Below are 21,753 nucleotides of genomic sequence, written 5' to 3'. Positions count from 1 at the left end.
GCGGCCCGTGCGCAAACGCACGGGCCGCCGACGGGGTTACTGGGAGACGGTGCCGCCAGCAGCCGCGATCTTCTCGGCGGCGGACGCCGAGACCTTGTCGACCGAGACCGTGAGCTTCACGCTGATGTCACCCTGACCGAGAACCTTGACCTTCTCGTTCTTGCGGACGGCGCCCTTGGCGACCAGGTCCGCGACGGTGACGTCGCCACCGTTGGGGTAGAGCTCCGCGATCTTGTCCAGGTTCACGACCTGGTACTCGACGCGGAACGGGTTCTTGAACCCGCGGAGCTTCGGGGTGCGCATGTGCAGCGGCATCTGCCCACCCTCGAAGCCGACCTTGACCTGGTAACGAGCCTTCTGGCCCTTGGTACCACGGCCGGCGGTCTTGCCCTTGGAGCCCTCACCACGACCGACGCGGGTGCGAGCCTTCTTGGCGCCCTCTGCCGGACGGAGGTGGTGCAGCTTCAGGACCTGCACGCGCTCGTTCTTCTCGTCGCTCATGCGTCGACCTCCTCGACCTTCACGAGGTGCGCGACCGTCGCGACGTACCCGCGGTTCTGGGCGTTGTCCTCACGCAGGACCGTACGGCCGATGCGCTTGAGACCCAGGCTGCGGAGCGTGTCGCGCTGGTACTGCTTCTCGCTGATAACGGACTTCGTCTGCGTGATCTTCAGCATCGCCATCACGCACCTGCCTTCTCGGACGCGGCACGCAGAGCAGCGGCCTCGGCCTGGAGCAGACGGTCCGGGACGACCCGGTCGACGGGGAGACCGCGACGGCTTGCGACCGCACGGGGCTCCTCGAGCTGCTGCAGCGCCGTGACGGTCGCGTGCACGATGTTGATGGTGTTCGACGAACCGAGCGACTTGCTCAGGACGTCGTGGATACCGGCGCACTCGAGGACGGCGCGGACCGGACCACCGGCGATGACACCGGTACCGGCAGCGGCCGGACGGAGGAGCACGACGCCGGCAGCGGCCTCGCCCTGCACCGGGTGCGGGATCGTGTTGCCGACGCGCGGGACGCGGAAGAAGTTCTTCTTCGCTTCCTCGACGCCCTTCGAGATGGCGGTCGGGACCTCGCGGGCCTTGCCGTAGCCGACACCCACGAGACCGTTGCCGTCACCGACGACGACGAGCGCGGTGAAGCTGAAGCGACGACCACCCTTGACGACCTTGGAGACGCGGTTGATGGTCACGACGCGCTCGAGGAACTGGCTGTCGCCACCCCGACCGTTGCGGTCGTTGCCACGGCCGCCACCCTGCTGACGGTCGCGACCGCCACCACGGCGGCCACGGTTGTCGGCGGAGTCGCGGTTGTTCGATGCCGAACCGGCTGCGGTCTCGACGGGGCGCTCGACGACGGGGACCTCGGGCTCCTTGGCCGCGGGGGCCGTGGTGCTCGTGGCCTCGGCCTCGGTCGCCTCAGCGGCCTCGGTCGTTTCGACGTTGGCGTCTTCGTTCGTGTTCGCGATGTCGCTCACAGGTTCAGCCCTCCTTCACGGGCACCATCGGCGATCGCGGCGACGCGACCGGCGTACTTGCTACCACCGCGGTCGAAGACCACGGCCTCGACGCCAGCGGCCTTCGCGCGCTCGGCGAGGAGTTCGCCGACACGACGGGCCTTGGCGGTCTTGTCGCCGTCGAACGTACGGAGGTCGGCCTCCATCGTCGACGCGCTGGCCAGCGTGTGGCCCTTGGCGTCGTCGATGACCTGGACGAACACGTGACGCGCCGAACGGGTGACAGCGAGACGCGGACGGGCCTCGGTGCCGGTGATCTTCTTGCGGAGGCGGTTGTGACGGCGCGCCTTGGCGGCCGACTTGCTCTTGCCTCGTGTCTTGAGGAGACCCATGATCACTTACCTGACTTTCCGGCCTTGCGGCGCACGATCTCGCCGGCGTAGCGGACACCCTTGCCCTTGTAGGGCTCGGGCTTGCGCAGCTTGCGGATGTTTGCAGCGACCTCGCCGACGGACTGCTTGTCGATGCCGTTGACGGTCAGCTTGTTGTTGCCCTCGACGGCGAAGCTGATGCCCGCGGGCGGCTCGACCGTGATCGGGTGGGAGTAGCCGAGCGCGAACTCGACGTTGTTGCCCTTCGCCTGCACGCGGTAACCGGTGCCGACGACCTCGAGGCCCTTGGAGTAGCCCTGGGTCACGCCGACGATGTTGTTCGCGATGAGGGTGCGGGTCAGGCCGTGCAACGCACGCGAGCTGCGCTCGTCGTCCGGACGGGTGACGAGGACCTGGTTCTCCTCGACCTTGGCCTGGATGGGCTCGGCGACGACGAGCGCGAGCTCGCCCTTCGGGCCCTTGACCGCGACGTTCTGACCATCGATGGAGACGGTCACACCAGCGGGGATGTCAATGGGAAGACGTCCGATACGAGACATTGTCGATCACCACACGTAGGCGAGGACTTCCCCACCCACGCCCTTCTGCTCGGCTTCACGGTCGGTGAGCAGTCCCGACGAGGTCGAGAGGATCGCCACGCCGAGGCCACCGAGGACCTGGGGGATCTCCGTCGACTTCGCGTAGACCCGGAGACCGGGCTTCGAGACGCGCTTGATGCCGGCGATCGAACGCTCGCGCTCGGGGCCGTACTTCAGGTCGATCGTGAGGGTCTCGCCCACGCGGGCGTCCTCGATCTTCCACTCGCTGATGTAACCCTCGCGCTTGAGGATCTCAGCGATGTTCTTCTTCAGCTTGGAGCTGGGAAGCGAGACGGCGTCGTGGTGCGCCGAGTTCGCGTTCCGCAATCTGGTCAGCATGTCTGCGACCGGATCGGTCATCGTCATGATGGTCGTCCATTCTTCGCCTGGTTTCGACACCCGTTCCACGAATGCCGACCTGAGCGATCGGGTGATCCCGGGGCGATTCCCCTGGATCGGTGTGTTCGTGCGTGCGGGCCGGAGGACGTGAATCCTCCGGCCCGCACCGCCCGAAGTATCTTAGACCGTCTGCTCGGCAGAACGGAACGGGAACCCGAGCTGGCGGAGCAGCGCGCGGCCCTCGTCGTCCGACTTCGCGGTGGTCACGACGGTGATGTCGAAGCCACGCACGCGGTCGATGCGGTCCTGGTCGATCTCGTGGAACACGGACTGCTCCGTGAGACCGAACGTGTAGTTGCCGTTGCCGTCGAACTGCTTGTCGCTGAGACCGCGGAAGTCGCGGATGCGGGGCAGTGCGAGGGTCACGAGACGGTCGATGAACTCCCACGCGCGGTCACCACGGAGGGTGACGTGCGCGCCGATGGCCTGGCCCTCACGCAGCTTGAACTGCGCGATGGACTTGCGGGCCTTCGTGACCTGGGGCTTCTGACCCGTGATCGCCGTGAGGTCCTTGATGGCCCCCTCGATGATCTTCGAGTCGCGAGCGGCCTCACCGACACCGGTGTTCACGACGACCTTGACCAGGCCGGGGACCTGGTTGACGTTCGCGTACCCGAACTGCTCGGTGAGGGCAGCCTTGATCTCGTTCTTGTACTTCTGCTTGAGGCGCGGCTCGACCTTGGTCGCCGGCGCGGCAGTCGTGTCGGTCATCAGAGCTTCTCACCCGACTTCTTGGCGTAGCGGACTCGGACGGTCTTCTTGACGCCGTCCTTCTCCACCTCTTCGTTGCGGAAACCGACGCGGGTCGGCTTCTTGGTCTTCGGGTCGACGATGGCGACGTTCGACACGTGGATCGGAGCCTCGTGCTGCTCGATGCCACCGGTCTTCGAGCCGCGCTGCGTCTGGCCGACGCGGACGTGCTTCGTGACGAAGTTCACGCCCTCGACGACGACGCGGTTCTTGTCCTTGAGGACCTCGATGACCTTGCCCTGCTTGCCACGGTCACCGCCGCGCTCCTGCTTGGCACCCGTGATGACCTGGACCAGGTCACCCTTCTTGATGTTCGCCATGGCTTACAGCACCTCCGGCGCGAGCGAGATGATCTTCATGAACTTCTTGTCACGGAGCTCGCGACCGACCGGACCGAAGATGCGCGTGCCGCGCGGGTCGCCGTCAGCCTTGAGGATCACTGCCGCGTTCTCGTCGAACTTGATGTAGGAGCCGTCCTGACGACGGGTCTCCTTCTTGGTGCGAACGATGACCGCCTTGACGACGTCACCCTTCTTCACGTTGCCGCCGGGGATGGCGTCCTTCACCGTGGCGACGATGACGTCACCGAGACCGGCGTAGCGACGACCCGAGCCACCGAGCACGCGGATGGTCAAGATCTCCTTGGCACCCGTGTTGTCGGCGACCTTGAGGCGGGATTCCTGCTGAATCACTGCTGTCTCCTATTCCGAAGCAGGCCGGGGCCTACTTGGCCTTCTCGAGGATCTCGACCAGGCGCCAGCGCTTGGAAGCGCTGAGGGGACGGGTCTCGCTGATCACGACGAGGTCGCCGACACCAGCGGTGCCGAGCTCGTCGTGGGCCTTCACCTTGGACGTGCGACGGATGATCTTGCCGTAGAGCGCGTGCTTCACGCGGTCCTCGACCTCGACCACGATGGTCTTGTCCATCTTGTCGCTCGTGACGTAGCCACGACGCGTCTTGCGGTAGCCGCGAGCGGAGGCGGCGGAGGTCTTCTCTTCGTTCGCCATTACTTCTCCTCGGCGGTCTCGGCCTCGGCCGACTCAGCCGGCTTCTCAGCCTTCTTGGTCGTCTTCTTGGCCTTGGGGGCGGTCTCGACGGGCGCGGGAGTGGCACGGATGCCGAGCTCGCGCTCGCGGAGGACGGTGTAGATGCGAGCGATGTCGCGCTTGACGGCACGGAGACGACCGTGGCTCTCCAGCTGGCCGGTGGCCGACTGGAAGCGGAGGTTGAAGAGCTCCTCCTTGGCCTTCTTCAGTTCGTCAGCAAGACGCTCGTTCTCGAACGTGTCGAGCTCCGTCGGACGGAGCTCCTTGGAACCGATCGCCATTATGCGTCGCCCTCCTCGCGCTTGATGATGCGTGCCTTGAGGGGCAGCTTGTGGATTGCACGGGTCAGCGCCTCACGGGCGATGTCCTCGTTGACGCCGGAGAGCTCGAAGAGCACACGGCCCGGCTTGACGTTGGCGACCCACCACTCGGGGGAACCCTTACCGGAACCCATGCGGGTCTCGGCGGGCTTCTTCGTGAGCGGACGGTCCGGGTAGATGTTGATCCACACCTTGCCGCCACGCTTGATGTGACGCGTCATGGCGATACGAGCGGACTCGATCTGACGGTTGGTCACGTAAGCGGGCGTCAGCGCCTGGATGCCGTAGTCACCGAACGACACCTTGGTGCCACCGGTGGCCTGGCCCGAACGCTTCGGGTGGTGCTGCTTGCGGTGCTTGACTCGACGGGGAATAAGCATGGTTACGCCTCAACTCCTGCGCCGGCCGGCGCGTCCTGCGGGGCCTGCTGCTGACGGCCGCCACGGTCGCCGCCACGGCGGTCGCCGCGCTCGCCACGGGGGCCGCCACGACGCTCCGGGCGCGACGAACGCTGGTTCGCCTGCTCGCGAGCGAGCTCCTTGTTCGTGATGTCGCCCTTGTAGATCCAGACCTTCACGCCGATGCGGCCGAACGTGGTCCGGGCCTCGTAGAAGCCGTAGTCGATGTTCGCGCGGAGCGTGTGCAGGGGCACGCGGCCCTCGCGGTAGAACTCCGAGCGCGACATCTCGGCGCCGCCGAGACGACCCGACACCTGGATGCGGACACCCTTGGCGCCGGCGCGCTGTGCACCCTGCAGGCCCTTGCGCATGGCGCGACGGAACGCGACACGAGCGGAGAGCTGCTCGGCGATGCCCTGCGCGACGAGCTGGGCCTCGGTCTCGGGGTTCTTGACCTCGAGGATGTTGAGCTGGATCTGCTTCTTGGTGAGCTTCTCGAGCTCGCCACGGACGCGCTCCGCCTCGGCGCCACGGCGACCGATGACGATGCCCGGACGCGCGGTGTGGATGTCCACGCGGACGCGGTCACGGGTGCGCTCGAGCTCGATGCGGGCGACGCCGGCGCGGTCGAGGGTCTTCTTCAGGTACTCGCGCACCTTGATGTCCTCGGCCACGTAGTCGGCGTAGCGCTGACCCGGCTTCGTGCTGTCGGTGAACCAGTGCGAGACGTGGTCCGTCGTGATCCCGAGACGGAAGCCGTACGGGTTGACCTTCTGGCCCATTACTTGCTCGCCTTCTTGCTCGTCGCGGCAGCCTCGACCTCATCCGGCGTCGCGAGGACGACCGTGATGTGGCTGGTGCGCTTGTTGATGCGGAAGGCGCGGCCCTGGGCGCGCGGCTGGAACCGCTTCAGGGTCGTACCTTCGTCGACGAAGACGCGGCTCACGTAGAGGTCGCGCTCGTCGAGGAAGCTGTTCGTCGAGTCCGCCTTGACCCGTGCGTTCGCGATCGCCGAGGCGACCAGCTTGTACACGGGCTCCGAAGCGCCCTGGGGGGCGAACTTCAGGATGGCGAGGGCCTCGTGGGCCTGCTTGCCGCGGATCAGCTCGATGACGCGACGGGCCTTCTGAGGCGTGACGCGGATGTGTCGCACGCGTGCGATCGACTCCACCATTTCGTTCCTCCTCTGCGTCGCCGCCTTAGCGGCGACGGCCCTTCTTGTCGTCCTTCACGTGACCACGGAAGGTGCGGGTCGGCGCGAACTCGCCGAGCTTGTGACCGACCATCGACTCGGTGACGAACACCGGGATGTGCTTGCGGCCGTCGTGCACGGCGATCGTGTGCCCGAGCATGTTCGGGATGATCATCGAGCGACGCGACCAGGTGCGGATCACGTTCTTGGTGTTGGCCTCGTTCTGCGTGACGACCTTGCGGAGCAGGTGCTCGTCGACGAAGGGGCCCTTCTTCAGACTGCGTGGCATCTTCTGAACTCCTACTTGCGCTTCTTGCCGGCGTTACGGCGACGGACGATGAGCTTGTCGCTCGGCTTGTTCGGCTTGCGCGTGCGGCCCTCGGCCTGACCCCACGGGCTGACCGGGTGACGGCCACCGGAGGTCTTGCCCTCGCCACCACCGTGCGGGTGGTCGACCGGGTTCATCGCGACACCACGCACGGTCGGGCGGACGCCCTTCCAGCGCATGCGGCCGGCCTTGCCCCAGTTGATGTTCGACTGCTCGGCGTTGCCGACCTCGCCGATCGTGGCGCGGCAGCGTGCGTCGACGTTGCGGACCTCGCCCGACGGCAGACGGAGCTGCGCGTAGGGGCCGTCCTTGGCGACGAGACGCACCGAGGCGCCGGCCGAACGCGCGAGCTTGGCGCCGCCACCGGGGCGGAGCTCGATCGCGTGCACGACGGTACCCACGGGGATGTTGCGCAGCGGCAGGTTGTTGCCCGGCTTGATGTCCGCGCCGGCCCCCTGCTCGATGACGTCGCCCTGCTTGAGCTTGTTCGGCGCGATGATGTAGCGCTTCGTGCCGTCCACGTAGTGCAGGAGCGCGATGCGCGCCGTGCGGTTCGGGTCGTACTCGATGTGCGCGACCTTGGCGTCGATGCCGTCCTTGTCGTGACGACGGAAGTCGATCACGCGGTACTGACGCTTGTGGCCACCACCGATGTGACGGGTGGTGATGCGGCCGGAGCTGTTGCGGCCACCGGTCTTCGGCAGCGGACGAAGCAGCGACTTCTCCGGCGTCGAACGGGTGATCTCAGCGAAGTCGGCGACCGACGAGCCGCGACGACCGGGGGTCGTCGGCTTGTAGTTACGAATAGCCATGATTTATCCCTCTGGTCCTCAGCCGACAGCCGTGAAGATGTCGATCGAACCGGACTTGAGCGTCACGATGGCACGCTTGGTGTCCTTGCGCTTGCCCATGCCGAAGCGCGTGCGACGGGTCTTGCCCGGACGGTTCAGCGTGTTGATGCTCGCGACCTTGACGTCGAAGATCTTCTCGATGGCGAGCTTGATCTCGGTCTTGTTCGAACGGGGGTCCACGATGAACGTGTACTTGCCCTGGTCGATCAGGCCGTAGCTCTTCTCCGAGACGACCGGCGAGATGATGATGTCGCGCGGGTCCTTGTTGAAGCCGCTCATGCGGAGATCTCCTTCGCGGTCTTCGACGCGATGAAGGCGTCGAGTGCGCTCTTGCTGAAGACGAGCGCGTCGGCCTTGAGCACGTCGTAGGCGTTGAGCTGGCCGTACGAGAGCGCGTGGACGTTCGGCAGGTTGCGGATCGACTTGAGCGTGAGCTCGTCGTCCTGCTCGAGCACGACGAGCACGTGCTTGACGGGCGCGACCTTCTCGATGAGCGTGCGGGCGGTCTTGGTCGACGGCACCTCGGCCGCGACGAAGCCCTCCACAGCGGAGATGCGGCCACCGCGGGCGCGGTCCGAGAGCGAGCCGAGCAGAGCAGCGGCGATCATCTTCTTCGGGGTGCGCTGCGAGTAGTCGCGCGGGGTCGGTCCGTGGACGACGCCACCGCCGGTGTGCTCCGGAGCGCGGACCGAACCCTGACGGGAGCGGCCGGTGCCCTTCTGCTTGAACGGCTTGCGACCAGCACCGCGGACCTCGCCGCGGTTCTTGGTCTTGTGGGTGCCCTGACGCGCGGCTGCGAGCTGCGCGGTGACCACCTGGTGGATCAGCGGGACGTTGGTCTCGACGTCGAAGAGCTCGGCGGGGAGCTCGACGGTGCCGGACTTGACACCCGATGCGTCGAGGACGTCGATCGTGGTTGCGGTCGTGGTGGCCATGATCACTTACCCTTCACGGCGGTGCGGACGAAGACGGAGCGACCGCGAGCACCGGGGATCGCGCCCTTGACGAGCAGCAGACCCTTCTCGGCGTCGACGGCGTGCACCGTGAGGTTGAGGACGGTCACACGCTCGCCACCCATGCGACCGGCCATGCGCATGCCCTTGAAGACACGCGACGGGGTCGACGAAGCACCGATCGAACCGGGCTTGCGGTGGTTGCGGTGGGCACCGTGCGAAGCGGACACACCGGCGAAGCCGTGGCGCTTCATGACACCGGCGAAGCCCTTGCCCTTGGAGGTGCCGACGACGTCGACCTTCTGGCCCGCCTCGAACGTGTCGACGGTGAGCTCCTGGCCGAGCGTGTACTCAGCGGAGTCGTTGGTGCGGATCTCCGTGAGGGTGCGGCGCGGGGTGACCCCGGCTGCCTCGAAGTGGCCGGCGGCCGGCTTGTTGACCTTGCGCGGGTCGATGGCGCCGGCGGCGATCTGGATCGCCTCGTAGCCGTCGCGCTCGACGTTGCGGATCTGGGTGACCACGTTCGGGCCGACCTCGATCACGGTGACGGGGATGAACTTGTTGTTCTCGTCCCACACCTGGGTCATCCCGAGCTTCTTGCCGAGGAGGCCCTTGACGGTCTTGGTTGAGTTCGCCATCAGTCCAGCCCCCTTACAGCTTGATCTCGATGTTGACGTCGGCCGGGAGGTCGAGTCGCATGAGCGAGTCGACGGCCTTCGGCGTCGGGTCGACGATGTCGATGACCCGCTTGTGCGTGCGCTTCTCGAAGTGCTCGCGCGAGTCCTTGTACTTGTGGGGAGAACGGATCACGGTGACCACGTTCTTCTCGGTGGGGAGCGGCACCGGGCCGACCACGGTCGCACCGGCACGGGTCACCGTGTCGACGATCTTCCGGGCCGACGTGTCGATGACCTCGTGGTCGTACGACTTGAGCCGGATGCGGATCTTCTGTCCCGCCATGTGTCTCTTTGTCCTCTCTGCGCCGCGCACCCTCGGGCCGCCTGACGCCGCCGCCACCGTGCATTCCTGCAGGGCTTGGCTGTTTTCTGTGAACCAACCGGCCGCATCCGCTGGGGATGACCGCTGTTCTCGTGTCAACCGCGCGGAGCGACCTGGGCCGTTCAGCGTGGGCATGTCGACTCCCGCACGCTCTGGGCACAGCAGTGCCCGTCACGCTTGGTGGGGAGTCGATCGTGTTCTGCTGCCTGCGGCCCAACCCAGCCCTGCTGGACAGGGGGGTTGTGCACTGCCAGAGCAGTGATCCTGCGCACGCGAACGCGCGCGGAATTTCGGAACCGGACAAGTCTCGCATAGGCACGGCATCCGTGCAACCCGGGCGTGTCGCGAATCACGGGCGTGTCGGGATCGGCCCGCTTCCCCGGATCCACGCGGATCGAGGGCCAAGAGGCGCGGGTCGCCCCCGACGCGCGACGTGCCCTCCGGAGCCGGTCCGGAGGGCACGTCGCAGGGGTCGGTCGGGACTACTCCGCGACGACCGGGGGGACGAACCACGGGGGGAAGACCGCGACCCGGGGAGCGTGTCCGCCGTGGTCCTTGAGCACGGCCTTGACCGTCTGGCGGACGCGGTCGTTGGGGACGCCGATGACCGCGACGGCGGAGAACGGCACGCTCGGGCCGGCGAGCAGCTCGAGGCCGAGCATCTCCGGGTCGGTGAAGTCGGTACGGCGGATGAGGTTCGTCGCGGCCTCGGGCCCGACGGCGAACCGGACGTCCTCGGCGTCGGCGTCCTGGTCGGCGACGATGACCGACGCCCCGAAGGCCGACACCGGCACGACGAGCATGATGTACTCCGTCGCCCGGGTCCGGCGGGCCGCGTCGGACCACCGCTCGCCCTCGGCGCCGGTGCGCAGCTCGTCCCAGCGGGTCGCGTCGGGCGACAGCGTGAACGGCACGTGCGCGGCGACCGGGGAGCCGTCGGGGGCGTGTGCCTCGGCGCGGGCGGCCCGGGCAGCGGCGGAGGCGACGTCGACGACCGGCGTCACGGCGTCCGACGCGAGGATCGCACCGGACCCCACGATGTCGTCGAGGTTGTCCACGTGCGTCACGTGGTGCGCGCGGAGCGAGGCGAAGTCACGCGCCTCGGGCAGGTCGGGCACCGGGGACCGCAGCGAGGACGCCGGGGTCGCCGCCTGGCCGGGGACGGTCCGGAGCGAGGTGGTGATCCGGGTGCGGCGCGGGGTCGGGGTGGTGGGGAGTTCTGCGGCCTCGCGCTGCCGTGGCGCGCAGATGTCGCAGAGTTCGGTGGGGAATCCGTGGATGCACTCGTCAGTCACGACTGGTGGGGTCCTTCCGTGCCCGGGTGGGGGTGTTCGGGCACGAGGTCCAACGGTACGTCATCCCGGCCCCTTCCCGGTCACTGTCGGTAGAGCAGTGCGCGGACCTCCGACTCGGCCGCGTGCGTGCGGTCGGGGTCGATGGTCTCGCCGTGGTCGTAGGCGTCGAGCAGGCGCGGGTCGATGTAGCTCTGCCGGCACACCGTCGGGGTGTTGCCGAGTTCCTCGCTCGCGACCTTCACCGCGTGCGACACCGCCTTCTTCCGTTTCGTCACGGACGACTGCGGTCCGGTCGCCGCGAGGTCGACCGCGGCGGCGACGGTGCCGTGCAGGGTGCGGAAGTCCTTCGCGGTGAACTCGTCACCGGCACGTTCCTTCACGTACTCGTTGATGTCCTCGGCTGAGAGGGGCTCCCACTCGGCGCCGCGGCGTGCACGGAACGAGAGCAGCCGGGCGTTCGGTCCACGCCGCTTCATGCCCGCGATGACGGTCGCGAGGTCGGGGTCGTGGATCGAGGACGACCACTCCTGGCCGCTCTTGCCCGGGAAGTCGAGCTCGATGTCGTCGCCGGAGACGTGTGCGTGCGCGCACAGCAGGGTAGAAAGGCCACGGCTGCCGTGCTCGGTGGCGTACCGCTCCGACCCGACCCGCAGGGACCCCTGGTCGAGCATCCGGAAGGCCGCCGCGAGGGCACGCTGCCGGTCGGGCTCCGGCCGCCGGAGGTCCATGGTGACCCCGCGTCGTGCGACCGGCAGGGATTCAGCGAGCGCCAGCGCACGGTCGTACTTGATGCGGTCCATCCGCTCGCGCCAGGACGGGTGGTACATGTACTGCCGACGGCCGGCGCCGTCGATGCCGGTCGCCAGGATGTGGCCGTTCTCGTACGGGGAGATCCAGACGTCGTCCCACGCGGGCGGGATGACGAGGTCCTCGAGACGCTGCCGGACCGCGGCGTCGGTGACGGTGGTGCCGTCCGGGTCGCGGTAGGAGAAGCCACGTCCGCTGCGGACGCGGTGGTAGCCGCGACCGTTGGTCGCGGAGCGGCGGAGACGGGTCACACTCTCGATGCAACTCGCCACCGCCTGTGACCCGGCCCGGCGACGGACTGGAGGTGGGCCCCACCCGCCGGTTCCGGCGCACCGCGCCAGCGGGGTGACGGCCGAGACGGGAGGGACGGTGCCAGCCGGCACCGTGCCTCCCGTCCGCCGCTGGGTCGGGTCCGACCGGACTACCCGTTCGCCTGCTTCCGGCGACGCAGGAACAGGATCGTGCCGCCGGCCGCGAGGAGCAGGAGCGCCGCGATGGACCCCTGCCACGCGATGTCGGTGCCGGTGAACGCGAGCTGGCCGGTACCCGGGCCCGTCGTGACCACACCGGCGCCCGCTGCGGGGTCGGCTGCGACCGCCGGCGCAGCCGGGTACGTGATCGTCAGGGTCGCGGTTGTGCGGCTCCCGTCGTCACCCGCGACCGAGTACGGGACCGTCACGGTGCCGCTGAAGCCGGGAACCGGCGTGAACGTGATCGTCCCGTCGGGGTCCACCGTGAACGTGCCCTGCTCCGGGATCGTCACGGTGGTGACGAGCTCGCCCGTCTCCGGGTCGACCAGGCGCACGGACTCGGGGTCGATCGGGGTCGAGCCGGCCGCGTCGTTGCCGAGCACGTCGACGGTCAGCGGCTCGCCGGGGGTACCGGTCCGGGTGTCGTTCGCTGCCGTCGGCGCTGCACCGACGGTCACGGTGACCGTGGAGGAGGCCGTCCCGCCGTCGACGTCGGCGATCGCGTACGGCACCTCGAGCGTTCCCGTGAAGCCCTTCGCCGGGGTGAAGGTGACCGCACCGGTCGTGGTGTCGACCGTGAAGACGCCCTTCCCGGGCACCGTGCGCGTCGTGACCGGTTCGCCGTCAGCGCCCAGGAGCCGGACCGACCCGGGCACGATCGACGTGCGGGCGTTGCCGGCCGTGTCGTTGCCGAGCACCGGGATCGTCACGGGGATGTCCTGAGCGGTCCGGGCGGTGTCCGGAGCAGCGGTGGGCGCCACCGGGATGACGGTGACGGTGATGGTCGCGGTCGCCGCCACCTCACCCGTGTCACCGATCTGGTACGTGACGGTCGACGCGGTACCGGACCAGCCCTGCGCCGGGGCGAAGAGCACCGAACCGGTCGTCGGGTCGGCGGTGTAGACGCCCTGGCCGGCGACGGTCAGGGTGCGTCCGTCCTCGGACACGACCGCGCCCGCGGGCTGGCCGGTGGTCGGGAACACGACCGTCGTCGGGTCGATCGGGGTCCCGCCCCGGATCCCGGGCCGGTCGTTCGCCGGGGGGGCGATCGACACGGGGGTGTTCTGCCCGGTGGTGGTGACGTCGTCCTCCGCGACCGGGCCGACCGGTGCGACGGTGATCGTGATCGTGGACGAGGTCGTGGTCCCGTCGACGTCGGCGACCCGGTAGGTCACCGCCGAGCCGACTCCACGGAACGTCGGCTCCGGGGTGAACGTCACCTTCCCGCTGTCCGGGTCGACGACGTAGGCACCCTCACCGGGGACGGTGACCTTCCGGCCGTCCTCCGAGACCGTCGAGCCGTTGGGCTGGCCAGCGGTCGGGAACACCACCGTGGAGGGGTCGAAGGGTGTGCCCGCGTTGCCCGCGGTGTCGTCACCGAGGACGTCGACGGTGGTCGGTTCGCCCTGCGCGACCTTCGCGGTGTCCGGGTTCGCCTTCGGGGAGACCGGGGTGACGGTCACCACGATGGTGCCGGTGCCCGATTCGCCGCCGGTGTCGCCGACCTGGTAGGTCACCGGCGTGGTGGTGCCGGTGTACCCCTGCGCGGGCGTGAAGGTCACCTTCCCGCTGTCCGGGTCGATCGTGGAGACGCCCTGTCCGGGCACGGTGATCTGCTTGCCGTCGTCCGACACGATCGCGCCGTCGGGCTGGCCGGACCGCGGGAACACCACGGACGTCGGGTCGATCGGCGTGCCGCGGTCGACGCCGGCAGCGGTGCCACCGGCGACGTCGACCGTGACCGGGGTGTTCTGCTGCGTGGTCGCCGTGTCGTCGGCCGCCTTCGGGCCCACGGGCTTCGCGGTGACCACGATCTGCGCCGTGGACGTGCCGCCGTCGGCGTCCGCCACACGGTAGGTCACCGGCGACGCGTCTCCGCGGAACGTCGGCTCAGGGGTGAACGTGACCGCACCCGTCGTCGCGTCCACGGTGTAGACGCCCGTTCCGGGCACCGTCAGCGTCCGACCATCGTCGGAGACGGCCGCGCCGGACGGCTGCCCCGCGGACGGGAACACGACCGACGCAGCGACCGTCCCGCCCTCGTCGTTGCGGAGGACGTCGATGGTGACCGCCTCGCCCTGGTCCGTGGTCGCCGCGTCGTCCTGCGCCGTGCCCCGGTAGCTGACGGACACCTGCCCCTGGGTCTGGTTCCCGCGGGTGTCCTCGACGGTGTAGGTGACCGGGGTCGGGTTCCGGGTGAAGCCGGACTCGGGGGTGAAGGTCACGGCACCGCTGCTCCGGTCGACGGTCCAGACGCCCTGACCGGGGACGGTGAGGGTCTTGCCGCCGTCGGTCACCGTGGCGCCGGCGACGTCGGGAGCCGTCAGCTGCACGGTGGTGGCGTCGATGTCACCCGTCGCGCCCTGCAGCACGTCGACGGTCGCGGGCTGGCCGGGGGTGTTCGCGGTGGAGGAGCTGTTCTCGACCTTCGGCTTCAGCGGGTTCGAGAACGCGCAGCTCACGTCTCCGCCGGCCGTCGGGACCGTGAACGGTGCCGAGGTCCCCTTGCCGGAGGACACGACGGCGTTGCTCGTTAGGTCGGTGCAGACGTACGACGTGTCGTAGTCACCGGGGTTCGTCGCCTGGTTCCCGGGCGACTGCGTGACGGTGTAGGACTGGCCCGGCAGCAGGATGATCGGGCCCGCGGTGACGGTGTCGTTGCCGTCGGACGTGGTGGCGGTCGCCGGCTTCGGCACGTCGCCGCCGCCGACACCGATCGTCAGCTGGTCGCCGGGCTTGGCCTTCCCGTCGGTGAAGCCGCCCGACGCGGAACCGGTCGACGGCACCGCGCGCGAGCCGAGGTCCGTGACGTTCAGCGCGGTGCCACCCTGGTTGACGCTGCGCTTGGCGACGGTGCCACCGGTGACCGGGTTCACCTGCAGGAACGTGTTGGCCGACGAGCCGGCGATGTAGATGTAGCCGTCGTCGCCGAACGCCAGCGACGTCAGCGCGGCCGCCGGCGTGATGGCCGGGCCGACCGCGGTCGCGGTGGTGGCGCCCCCACCGAGGTCCTCGGCGTTGACGCGGTACAGCTGCGCCGTGCTCGCACTGCTCGAGATGAAGTACAGGTTGCCCTGCCGGTCGAAGGCGAGGTCGCCGTTGGTGCCGGGCGGGTTCGGCGCCGTCACTGAGGTGACGTTCGACGAGACGGTGTTCGTGTCCGGGTCGTACGACGTGAAGGTGAACGTCGAGCCGCTCGAGAGACCACCGAAGAAGAACTTGCCGCTCTTTGGGTCGACGCCGCCCATCTGGTTCGCGACCGACGGCGAGTTCGGACGGGTGGCGGTCTCCCACGTCTCCGTCGACGCGGTGTACTCGAACACGGTCGTGCTGTTCGTCATGAACAGCTTGTCACCGTCGCCCGAGATGCCGATCTGGTTGAGACCGGTCGCGTTGTTCGGCGCCGTCACGGCGGGGGTCGCAGCGCCGCTCGCCCGGTCCACGGCGTACACCGTGGACGAGCCCGAGACGGTCGCGTAGAGCTGCGTCGTCGGGAACGGGGACGCGGCCGATGCCAGCTGCGGCGTCAGGAGGACTGCGCTCCCCGCGACCAGCGCGGTGACGGCAGCTCCTGCGAGCAGTCGGGCGGGGCGGCGGCGCACGGGGGCACGGTGCAGTGCAGACACGCTTGTCCTTCGGGTCGAGGATCGGCGACCCGCAGAGCGCGCGCGACAGTGTCCGCGCAGGCAGGGCCCTGCGTCGGGAGACGGCGGGTGTTCGGGTCACCACGCGTGACCGGTGCGGTCCCGCGACTCCACGGTATCGAGTCGCGGGAAACCGCAACAACACCCCGAGCGGGGTACATCGCGTCCCACCTTGTGGGGACAACTGCGCCGGCTTCCGGAAGGCCGACGGCACGTCTACGCTGCCGCCATGGCGTCGTACACCGTCCGTCCTCTCGACGCGTCCACGTGGAACGCCTTCGACGAGCTCTGCCGCACGAGCGACGGCTTCCCGAGCGGCTGCTTCTGCATCGGCTTCCACGACGAGGGGCCGTCACGGGACGCCGCGTGCAACCGGGAGCGCAAGCACGCCCGCGTCCTCGCCGGCACCACCCACGCCGCGCTCGTCCTCGACGGGTATCGGTGCGTCGGCTGGTGCCAGTACGGGCCGGTCTCCGAAGTCGTCCGCATCAAGAACCGTCGCGTGTACGACCGGACGCAGGTCGGCCCGGATCCCGCCTGGCGCATCGGCTGCACCTACGTCCGCGCCGGCTACCGCCGACAGGGGGTAGCCACCGAGGCGCTCGGCGGTGCGCTCGCCCTCATCGCCGCCGCCGGCGGTGGGACCGTCGAGGGCTACCCGGAACCCGCCGGGACGGTGCCGGCCGGCTTCCTCTTCCACGGCGCGCTCTCGACGTTCGAGCGGTTCGGGTTCGCGCGCCAGCGCGCGATCGGCAAGCACCGCTGGGTCGTCACCACGACGGTCGAACCGGCCTGACGATCGAACCGGGCCCGAGACGGCACTGGAGGCGCTGCGCACGTCGTGCGCAGCGCCTCCAGTTCACCGTCGGCGTCGGACCTACTCGCCGTTGTTGCCGATCTTGTCGTCCAGGTCCTGCGCGGTCTTGTCGATCTGCTCGTCGAACTTCCCGCCCGTGACCTTCTTGATGCCGTCGGCCAGGCCGTGGATGATCTTGTCGGAGACGTCCTCCGCCTTGTCGCTCCGCAGCGCGTCCTCGATCTTGTCCTTGTTCTCGTCCACGAACGCCTTCGCGCGGTCGGTGACCTCCTCCGCCTTGGCGGAGACGTTCTTCTGGATGTCGTCGAAGCCGGCCATGCTGCCTCCCTGCCGGCCGGAGGTGACCCGGCCGCTCGATGGCCGGTCGATCCGGCCGCTTGGCCCACATCGTGCTCCGATCCCCGCGATCTGTCCGCCGAACGCGAGCGAACTCCCGAGAAACGGAAAGCGGGGCCGGACCCGAAGGTCCGACCCCGCTGACGCGTGGTAACCGGAGTTACTTGACGATCTCCTCGACCGTACCGGCGCCGACCGTACGACCACCCTCACGGATGGCGAAACGGAGACCCGGCTCCATGGCGATCGGCTGGATCAGCTCGACGGCCATCGACACGGTGTCGCCGGGCATGACCATCTCGGTGCCCTCGGGCAGCGTGATGACGCCGGTGACGTCCGTGGTGCGGAAGTAGAACTGCGGACGGTAGTTCGCGTAGAACGGGTTGTGACGCCCGCCCTCTTCCTTGGTCAGGATGTAGGCGTTCGCCTTGAACTCGGTGTGCGGCGTGACCGAACCCGGCTTCACGACGACCTGGCCGCGCTCCACGTCCTCGCGCTTGAGGCCACGGATGAGCAGACCGGTGTTGTCACCAGCCTCGGCCTTGTCGAGCAGCTTGCGGAACATCTCGATGCCCGTGACCGTGGTCTTCTGCGTCGGGCGGATGCCGACGATCTCGACCTCGGAGTTGAGGTCGAGCGTGCCACGCTCGACACGACCGGTGACGACCGTGCCACGACCGGTGATCGTGAAGACGTCCTCGATCGGCATCAGGAACGGCTGGTCGGTGGCGCGCACCGGGTCCGGCACGTGCTCGTCGACCTGGGCCATGAGGTCCTGGACGGACTTGACCCACTTCTCGTCGCCCTCGAGCGCCTTGAGCGCCGAGACCTGCACGACGGGGGCGTCCTCGTCGAACTCCTGCGAGCCGAGGAGCTCACGGACCTCGAGCTCGACGAGCTCCAGGATCTCCTCGTCGTCCACCATGTCGGACTTGTTCAGCGCGACGACGATGTAGGGGACGCCGACCTGGCGGGCGAGCAGCACGTGCTCACGCGTCTGGGGCATCGGACCGTCGGTGGCGGCGACCACGAGGATCGCGCCGTCCATCTGCGCCGCACCCGTGATCATGTTCTTCACGTAGTCAGCGTGACCAGGAGCGTCGACGTGCGCGTAGTGGCGCTTCTCGGTCTGGTACTCGACGTGCGAGATGTTGATCGTGATGCCGCGCTCGCGCTCCTCGGGAGCGTTGTCGATCTGAGCGAAGTCACGGGCCTCGTTGAGGTCCGGGTACTGGTCGTGCAGAACCTTGGTGATCGCCGCCGTGAGCGTGGTCTTGCCGTGGTCGACGTGACCGATGGTTCCGATGTTGACGTGCGGCTTGGTCCGCTCGAACTTGGCCTTGGCCACTGTGGGTCCTCCTCAGGACTCGGAGAGCATGCCCCCGGTTCGTGAACCGTTGGCGTGCAGTGTGTGTCTTTACTGTACTTGGTGGCGAGGGGCCCGTCGCCGGGCGCCCCCGCCTGTGGAGAGACGCTGGAGCGTCACTCCCCCGCGTTCTTCGCGATGATCTCCTCGGCGACCTTGGCCGGGACCTGGCTGTAGGTCTCGAAGGTCATCGAGTAGACCGCACGACCAGAGGTCTTCGACCGCAGGTCGCCGACGTAGCCGAACATCTCGGACAGCGGCACGCTCGCGCGGACCACCTTGACGCCCGAGGCGTCCTCCATCGAGGCGATCTGGCCACGACGGGAGTTCAGGTCACCGATGACGTCGCCCATGTACTCCTCCGGAGTACGGACCTCGACGGCCATGATCGGCTCGAGGATCGCCGGACCGGCCTTGCGGGCCGCTTCCTTGTAGGCGATCGAACCGGCGATCTTGAACGCCATCTCGGACGAGTCGACGTCGTGCGCCGCGCCGTCCTTGAGGATGGCCTTCACGCCGACGGTCGGGTACCCGGCCAGGATGCCGACCTGCATGGCGTCCTGGATACCGGCGTCGACCGACGGGATGTACTCACGCGGGACGCGACCACCGGTGACGGCGTTCTCGAACTCGTAGACCTTCTCGGCCGTGACTTCCATCGGCTCGAGGGCGATCTGCACCTTCGCGAACTGGCCGGAACCACCGGTCTGCTTCTTGTGCGTGTAGTCGTAGCGCTCGACGACCTTGGTCAGGGTCTCGCGGTAAGCCACCTGGGGCTTGCCGACCGATGCCTCGACCTTGAACTCGCGCTTCATGCGGTCGACGAGGATGTCGAGGTGGAGCTCGCCCATGCCCTTGATCGTCGTCTGACCGGTCTCGGCGTTGAGCTCGACGCGGAACGTCGGGTCCTCTTCGGCGAGCTTCTGGATGGCCGTGGAGAGCTTCTCCTGGTCGGCCTTCGTGTTCGGCTCGATGGCGACCTCGATGACCGGCTCCGGGAACGTCATCGACTCGAGGACGACCTGGTTGGTCGGGTCGCACAGGGTGTCACCGGTGGTGGTGTCCTTGAGACCGATGACCGCGTAGATGTGGCCGGCGGTCACGTTGTCGACCGGGTTCTCCTTGTTGGAGTGCATCTGGAAGATCTTCCCGATGCGCTCCTTCTTGCCCTTGGTCGAGTTGATGACCTGGGCACCCGACTCGATCGAACCCGAGTAGACGCGGACGTAGGTGAGACGACCGAAGAAGGGGTGCACCGCGACCTTGAACGCGAGGGCCGAGAACGGCTCCGACGCGTCGGGCTTGCGGATGATCTCCTTCTCCTCGTCCTTGACGTCGTGGCCGATCATCGGCGGCACGTCGAGCGGGGACGGGAGGTAGTCGATGACGGCGTCGAGCATCGGCTGGACACCGCGGTTCTTGAAGGCCGAGCCGCACAGGACGGGGTAGACCTCGGACGCGATCGTGAGCTTGCGGATCGCAGCCTTGATCTCGTCCTTGGTGAGCTCCTCGCCGCCGAAGTACTTCTCGAGCAGGGCGTCGTCGGTCTCGGCGACGCGCTCGATCAGCTTGGCGCGGTACTCGTCCGCACGGTCCTTGAGGTCCGCGGGGATCTCCTGGACCTCGTACTGGGCGCCCATGGTGACATCACCCTTGGCGTCGCCCGGCCAGACCTTGGCGTGCATCTCGATGAGGTCGACGATCCCGACGAAGTCGTTCTCGGCGCCGATCGGGAGCTGGAGCACGAGGGGCTCCGCGCCGAGGCGGTTGATGATGGTGTCGACCGTGAAGTAGAAGTCGGCGCCCAGCTTGTCCATCTTGTTGACGAAGCAGATGCGCGGGACGTCGTACTTGTCGGCCTGACGCCACACGGTCTCGGACTGGGGCTCGACGCCCTCCTTGCCGTCGAAGACGGCGACCGCACCGTCGAGCACGCGGAGCGAACGCTCCACCTCGACCGTGAAGTCCACGTGACCGGGGGTGTCGATGATGTTGATCTGGTTGTTGTCCCAGAAGCAGGTCGTCGCGGCCGACGTGATCGTGATGCCGCGCTCCTGCTCCTGCGCCATCCAGTCCATCGTGGCAGCGCCGTCGTGGACCTCACCGATCTTGTGCGTGATGCCCGTGTAGAACAGGATGCGCTCGGTCGTCGTGGTCTTGCCGGCATCGATGTGCGCCATGATGCCGATGTTGCGGACCTTGTTCAGGTCGGTGAGCACGTCCTGTGCCACAGGGTTCCTCCGGAAGAGTTGTAGGAGAGGTTGGCGTCCGTGCGGGCGCCGGGGTTCATGACCACCGGCGCCCGGACGGTGCCGGGACTACCAGCGGTAGTGGGCGAAGGCCTTGTTCGACTCGGCCATCTTGTGCGTGTCCTCACGGCGCTTGACCGCGGCACCGAGACCGTTCGACGCGTCGAGGATCTCGTTCATGAGACGCTCGGTCATCGTCTTCTCGCGACGGGCCTTGGCGTACGAGGTCAGCCAGCGGAGCGCGAGGGTGTTCGCGCGGTGCGGCTTGACCTCGACCGGGACCTGGTAGGTCGAGCCACCGACGCGGCGGCTGCGGACCTCGAGGGTGGGACGGACGTTGTCGAGCGCCTTCTTGAGCGTCGCGACGGCGTCCTGCTGGTTCTTGGCGGAAACGCCTTCGAGGGCACCGTAGACGATGCGCTCAGCGAGGCCCTTCTTGCCGTCGAGCAGGATCTTGTTCACGAGCTGCGAGACGATCGGTGCGCCGTAGACCGGGTCTGCGACGACGGGACGCTTGGGGGCGGGACCCTTACGAGGCATTGGCTCAACCCTTCTTCGCGCCGTAGCGGCTACGTGCCTGCTTACGGTTCTTCACGGCCTGCGTGTCGAGCGCACCGCGGATGATCTTGTAGCGGACACCGGGGAGGTCCTTCACACGACCGCCGCGCACGAGCACCATCGAGTGCTCCTGGAGGTTGTGGCCCTCACCGGGGATGTAGGCCGTGACCTCGGTGCCGTTCGAGAGCTTGACACGAGCGACCTTGCGCAGTGCCGAGTTCGGCTTCTTCGGGGTGGTGGTGTAGACGCGGGTGCACACACCACGCTGCTGGGGGTTCGCCTTCAGGGCGGGCGCCTTGGTCTTGGTGACCTTCGGCGTACGACCCTTGCGAACCAGCTGCTGAATAGTAGGCAACTGTTCTCCTGGTTCTTCGCTCGTGTTCTCCGGCCGGCGCGGTCCGCCGACTTCCTCGTCCCACGCTGATCACCGCCTGACGGCGGATGACGAGTGGGGGACGGAGTGTTCCGGCCGACCGTTGGTCGGACCGGACTTTTCGGGCACGCCCGAAGGCACACACCCGGAAGAGATTACCCGCGTAACC

The 21,753-nt window shown here is 68.1% G+C and carries 29 protein-coding genes; 1 reads left to right on the top strand and 28 read right to left on the bottom strand.

All coding sequences use genetic code 11. The annotated features are described in order from the left end of the window. Positions 1 to 36: 36 nt before the first annotated feature. From rplO to J2X60_RS04005, 23 genes are all read right to left on the bottom strand, one after another. The gene (rplO, locus tag J2X60_RS04115; protein WP_022906356.1) at positions 37 to 501 is read right to left on the bottom strand and encodes a 50S ribosomal protein L15; all 465 of its coding nucleotides are present in this window, start codon (positions 499 to 501) and stop codon (positions 37 to 39) included. Continuing rightward, a complete protein-coding gene (gene rpmD / locus J2X60_RS04110) occupies positions 498 to 683 on the bottom strand; it encodes a 50S ribosomal protein L30 (protein ID WP_022906355.1) in 186 nt (61 codons plus the stop codon). Before rpmD ends, rplO begins: the two co-directional genes overlap by 4 nt. After that, the gene (gene rpsE / locus J2X60_RS04105; RefSeq protein ID WP_070417687.1) at positions 683 to 1,483 is read right to left on the bottom strand and encodes a 30S ribosomal protein S5; all 801 of its coding nucleotides are present in this window, start codon (positions 1,481 to 1,483) and stop codon (positions 683 to 685) included. The genes rpmD and rpsE overlap by 1 nt, the downstream gene beginning before the upstream one ends. Beyond that, positions 1,480 to 1,854, bottom strand: a complete 375-nt coding sequence (gene rplR, locus J2X60_RS04100; RefSeq protein ID WP_031261773.1) for a 50S ribosomal protein L18 — start codon at positions 1,852 to 1,854, stop codon at positions 1,480 to 1,482. The genes rpsE and rplR overlap by 4 nt, the downstream gene beginning before the upstream one ends. Positions 1,855 to 1,856: 2 nt before the next feature. Continuing rightward, positions 1,857 to 2,393: a 50S ribosomal protein L6 gene (rplF, locus tag J2X60_RS04095; protein ID WP_031261772.1), complete on the bottom strand. Its 537-nt coding sequence runs from the start codon at positions 2,391 to 2,393 to the stop codon at positions 1,857 to 1,859. Between the two features lie 6 nt (positions 2,394 to 2,399). After that, positions 2,400 to 2,798, bottom strand: a complete 399-nt coding sequence (rpsH, locus tag J2X60_RS04090) for a 30S ribosomal protein S8 (protein ID WP_022906351.1) — start codon at positions 2,796 to 2,798, stop codon at positions 2,400 to 2,402. Between the two features lie 153 nt (positions 2,799 to 2,951). After that, positions 2,952 to 3,542 (bottom strand): 50S ribosomal protein L5, encoded by a 591-nt coding sequence (gene rplE, locus J2X60_RS04085; RefSeq protein ID WP_022906350.1) that lies wholly within the window; start codon positions 3,540 to 3,542, stop codon positions 2,952 to 2,954. Beyond that, positions 3,542 to 3,901, bottom strand: coding sequence for a 50S ribosomal protein L24 (gene rplX / locus J2X60_RS04080; protein ID WP_022906349.1), 360 nt, complete (start codon positions 3,899 to 3,901; stop codon positions 3,542 to 3,544). The genes rplE and rplX overlap by 1 nt, the downstream gene beginning before the upstream one ends. A gap of 3 nt (positions 3,902 to 3,904) precedes the next feature. After that, the gene (rplN, locus tag J2X60_RS04075; protein WP_017885523.1) at positions 3,905 to 4,273 is read right to left on the bottom strand and encodes a 50S ribosomal protein L14; all 369 of its coding nucleotides are present in this window, start codon (positions 4,271 to 4,273) and stop codon (positions 3,905 to 3,907) included. Positions 4,274 to 4,304: 31 nt separating this feature from the next. Continuing rightward, the gene (gene rpsQ, locus J2X60_RS04070) at positions 4,305 to 4,589 is read right to left on the bottom strand and encodes a 30S ribosomal protein S17 (protein ID WP_022906348.1); all 285 of its coding nucleotides are present in this window, start codon (positions 4,587 to 4,589) and stop codon (positions 4,305 to 4,307) included. Beyond that, positions 4,589 to 4,909: a 50S ribosomal protein L29 gene (rpmC, locus tag J2X60_RS04065; protein ID WP_022906347.1), complete on the bottom strand. Its 321-nt coding sequence runs from the start codon at positions 4,907 to 4,909 to the stop codon at positions 4,589 to 4,591. The genes rpsQ and rpmC overlap by 1 nt, the downstream gene beginning before the upstream one ends. Then, positions 4,909 to 5,328, bottom strand: coding sequence for a 50S ribosomal protein L16 (rplP, locus tag J2X60_RS04060; protein WP_022906346.1), 420 nt, complete (start codon positions 5,326 to 5,328; stop codon positions 4,909 to 4,911). The genes rpmC and rplP overlap by 1 nt, the downstream gene beginning before the upstream one ends. A gap of 2 nt (positions 5,329 to 5,330) precedes the next feature. Next, positions 5,331 to 6,128, bottom strand: coding sequence for a 30S ribosomal protein S3 (gene rpsC / locus J2X60_RS04055; RefSeq protein ID WP_022906345.1), 798 nt, complete (start codon positions 6,126 to 6,128; stop codon positions 5,331 to 5,333). Then, on the bottom strand, positions 6,128 to 6,520 hold the full coding sequence (gene rplV, locus J2X60_RS04050; protein WP_022906344.1) for a 50S ribosomal protein L22: 393 nt from the start codon (positions 6,518 to 6,520) through the stop codon (positions 6,128 to 6,130). The genes rpsC and rplV overlap by 1 nt, the downstream gene beginning before the upstream one ends. Before the next feature lie 25 nt (positions 6,521 to 6,545). Continuing rightward, complete coding sequence (gene rpsS, locus J2X60_RS04045; RefSeq protein ID WP_022906343.1) at positions 6,546 to 6,827, bottom strand: 30S ribosomal protein S19; 282 nt, start codon at positions 6,825 to 6,827, stop codon at positions 6,546 to 6,548. Between the two features lie 11 nt (positions 6,828 to 6,838). After that, positions 6,839 to 7,678 (bottom strand): 50S ribosomal protein L2, encoded by an 840-nt coding sequence (gene rplB / locus J2X60_RS04040; protein WP_070417686.1) that lies wholly within the window; start codon positions 7,676 to 7,678, stop codon positions 6,839 to 6,841. 18 nt (positions 7,679 to 7,696) lie between these two features. Further along, positions 7,697 to 7,996, bottom strand: a complete 300-nt coding sequence (rplW, locus tag J2X60_RS04035; protein WP_022903283.1) for a 50S ribosomal protein L23 — start codon at positions 7,994 to 7,996, stop codon at positions 7,697 to 7,699. Then, on the bottom strand, positions 7,993 to 8,652 hold the full coding sequence (gene rplD, locus J2X60_RS04030) for a 50S ribosomal protein L4 (protein WP_070417685.1): 660 nt from the start codon (positions 8,650 to 8,652) through the stop codon (positions 7,993 to 7,995). The genes rplW and rplD overlap by 4 nt, the downstream gene beginning before the upstream one ends. Positions 8,653 to 8,654: 2 nt before the next feature. After that, on the bottom strand, positions 8,655 to 9,308 hold the full coding sequence (rplC, locus tag J2X60_RS04025) for a 50S ribosomal protein L3 (protein ID WP_070417684.1): 654 nt from the start codon (positions 9,306 to 9,308) through the stop codon (positions 8,655 to 8,657). 13 nt (positions 9,309 to 9,321) lie between these two features. Then, entirely contained in the window at positions 9,322 to 9,630 is a 309-nt protein-coding gene (gene rpsJ, locus J2X60_RS04020) for a 30S ribosomal protein S10 (protein ID WP_022903286.1), read from the bottom strand. Between the two features lie 521 nt (positions 9,631 to 10,151). Further along, positions 10,152 to 10,964, bottom strand: coding sequence for a DarT ssDNA thymidine ADP-ribosyltransferase family protein (locus J2X60_RS04015; RefSeq protein ID WP_070417683.1), 813 nt, complete (start codon positions 10,962 to 10,964; stop codon positions 10,152 to 10,154). Between the two features lie 80 nt (positions 10,965 to 11,044). Further along, the gene (locus J2X60_RS04010; RefSeq protein ID WP_309886576.1) at positions 11,045 to 12,022 is read right to left on the bottom strand and encodes a DNA topoisomerase IB; all 978 of its coding nucleotides are present in this window, start codon (positions 12,020 to 12,022) and stop codon (positions 11,045 to 11,047) included. A 170-nt stretch (positions 12,023 to 12,192) separates the two neighbouring features. After that, a complete protein-coding gene (locus J2X60_RS04005; RefSeq protein ID WP_309886575.1) occupies positions 12,193 to 15,843 on the bottom strand; it encodes an Ig-like domain-containing protein in 3,651 nt (1,216 codons plus the stop codon). Positions 15,844 to 16,114: 271 nt separating this feature from the next. On the opposite strand from J2X60_RS04005, the gene J2X60_RS04000 reads away from it, so the two are divergent. After that, the gene (locus J2X60_RS04000) at positions 16,115 to 16,681 is read left to right on the top strand and encodes a GNAT family N-acetyltransferase (RefSeq protein WP_309886574.1); all 567 of its coding nucleotides are present in this window, start codon (positions 16,115 to 16,117) and stop codon (positions 16,679 to 16,681) included. Between the two features lie 81 nt (positions 16,682 to 16,762). Here the strand turns inward: J2X60_RS04000 and J2X60_RS03995 are convergent, their stop codons facing one another. The 5 genes from J2X60_RS03995 to rpsL form a co-directional block, all read right to left on the bottom strand. Further along, a complete protein-coding gene (locus tag J2X60_RS03995) occupies positions 16,763 to 17,020 on the bottom strand; it encodes an Rv0909 family putative TA system antitoxin (RefSeq protein ID WP_309777373.1) in 258 nt (85 codons plus the stop codon). A 178-nt stretch (positions 17,021 to 17,198) separates the two neighbouring features. After that, a complete protein-coding gene (gene tuf, locus J2X60_RS03990; RefSeq protein ID WP_070417678.1) occupies positions 17,199 to 18,386 on the bottom strand; it encodes an elongation factor Tu in 1,188 nt (395 codons plus the stop codon). Between the two features lie 134 nt (positions 18,387 to 18,520). After that, positions 18,521 to 20,635 (bottom strand): elongation factor G, encoded by a 2,115-nt coding sequence (fusA, locus tag J2X60_RS03985; protein ID WP_309777375.1) that lies wholly within the window; start codon positions 20,633 to 20,635, stop codon positions 18,521 to 18,523. Positions 20,636 to 20,722: 87 nt separating this feature from the next. Then, a complete protein-coding gene (rpsG, locus tag J2X60_RS03980) occupies positions 20,723 to 21,193 on the bottom strand; it encodes a 30S ribosomal protein S7 (protein WP_022903294.1) in 471 nt (156 codons plus the stop codon). 4 nt (positions 21,194 to 21,197) lie between these two features. After that, positions 21,198 to 21,566, bottom strand: coding sequence for a 30S ribosomal protein S12 (rpsL, locus tag J2X60_RS03975; protein WP_017885540.1), 369 nt, complete (start codon positions 21,564 to 21,566; stop codon positions 21,198 to 21,200). Positions 21,567 to 21,753 lie beyond the last annotated feature (187 nt).

This window comes from Curtobacterium sp. 320 (assembly GCF_031455235.1).
In the GTDB taxonomy this organism is placed as follows: Bacteria; Actinomycetota; Actinomycetes; order Actinomycetales; family Microbacteriaceae; genus Curtobacterium.
This window is presented reverse-complemented; position numbering and strand designations above follow the sequence as displayed.